Raw genomic sequence first — 1,655 nt, 5'->3', positions numbered from 1 at the left:
CGTCTCCTGCGACGATGTGCATGATCGGCGCGCAACCCACGTTGCGCTCTGCGCATTATAGCATTGCCCGCCGCGCCCCGCGTGCAAGCGCCTGCGACAACGCGATATGTACGCGTTGTGTTGAATTACGGTTTCGGTCATTATGGAGTTCCTGCGTCGTGGTAGGATACCAGACGCCCGTGGGGGAGTAGTTGGCTTGCGTTTCGAAAGCGCAAGCGGCACGATCAACATCATGGCCGAAAGGCCTGGCGTGTCTTAAATAACGAGACTCATGGCGCGGTCCGCTCTCATGCGGCCGCGCCATGAGTCTTTTTTTATGGACGTCCCCCGCGCGGAACAGACGAGGAACTCGAAGAAGGAGCTTGCAACCCGTGGACCTATCAATCTTCGCGTCACCCGAGGCATGGATCAGCCTGGTCAGCCTCATCTTCCTGGAAATCGTGCTCGGCGTGGACAACCTGGTGTTCATATCGATCACGACGAACCGTCTGCCCGAGGACAAGCAGCATATCGGCCGTAAGCTCGGCCTGGCCGGCGCCCTGGTCATGCGCATCCTGTTTCTGTGCTTCGCATCGTTCCTCGTGCACATGACCGCGCCGCTGTTCACCATCGACCTCGGGCCTTACGCGCACGGATTCTCGGTGCGCGACCTCGTGCTGCTCGTCGGCGGCGGCTACCTTATATACAAGGGTATCGCCGAGCTGCGCGACACGCTCAAGCTGACCGAGCTCAAAGCCGAGCACTGCGAGGAACACAAAGCGCTGCACCGTATCGCGCTGCCGCAGGCCGTGGGCACCATCATGGTCATGGATCTCGTCTTTTCCATCGACTCGGTCATCACGGCCGTGGGCATGGCCGACCACCTCATCATCATGATCATCGCCGTCATGCTGGCCGTGTTCCTCATGATGATCTTCATCGACCCCATCTCGAACTTCATCAACGGCCACCCCGAGATGAAGATGCTCGCGCTCACGTTCATCGTGGCCATCGGCGGCCTGCTGGTCATCGACAGCGCGGGCTTCCATACCGGCATCGAGCTTCTGCATATGCCGCTCGAGAAGCTGATCGTGTACTTCGCCATGGTGTTCTGCATCGTGCTCGAGCTCATCCAGATGCGCTACAACGCCAACTTCCTCGCGTGGCGCAAGGATCGTTGGAAGAACGAGACTGCCGCGCAGATCGACAGCGTGCGCGCCGAGATGATGGAGCAGATGAAGCGCGAGGACGCCCGGCCGCAAGATGCGGACGCGTCCGGCGTTTCGGACGCTCGTCCCGAGCGCATCACGCCGGTCATCATCGGAAACAACGTATACGTCATGATGCCCATGGCGGGAGAGGACGCCGCGTCGTTCAAGGAGCTGATGGCGACTTCCGACACGGCGAACGCTGCGTTCGGCCAACCGCTCGAGATCGGCGCGCAGGTGGAAGACGTCCCCGCATCGGAAGATCCGTCCTACGAGGTCCCGGAAGGGAAGTAGCGCTTGTCGGAAAGGGGCCTGCAGGCCCCTTTCCGTTCGGTTTGATGCCTGTTCGTCGATGTCGGACGAAGGCGATTCTCGTCGGACAGTTCCCTATTCGACGGCGAACAGGTCGTAGCCTTCCTCGCTCACGAAGAAGCGCGCTGCGCGCGGCAGGATGCGCGCCGAGAACGG

General features: G+C 61.0%; 1 protein-coding gene. It reads left to right on the top strand.

The features are described from left to right. The first annotated feature begins 371 nt into the window (after positions 1-371). Positions 372-1,481: a TerC family protein gene (locus ACMO6A_RS02205; protein WP_009307154.1), complete on the top strand. Its 1,110-nt coding sequence runs from the start codon at positions 372-374 to the stop codon at positions 1,479-1,481. Positions 1,482-1,655 lie beyond the last annotated feature (174 nt).

The sequence above is a fragment of the Eggerthella sp. genome, assembly GCF_048329335.1.
Taxonomy (GTDB): domain Bacteria; phylum Actinomycetota; class Coriobacteriia; order Coriobacteriales; family Eggerthellaceae; genus Eggerthella; species Eggerthella lenta.
Note: the sequence above shows the minus strand (reverse complement) of the source record. Positions and strands in the feature narration are given on the sequence as shown.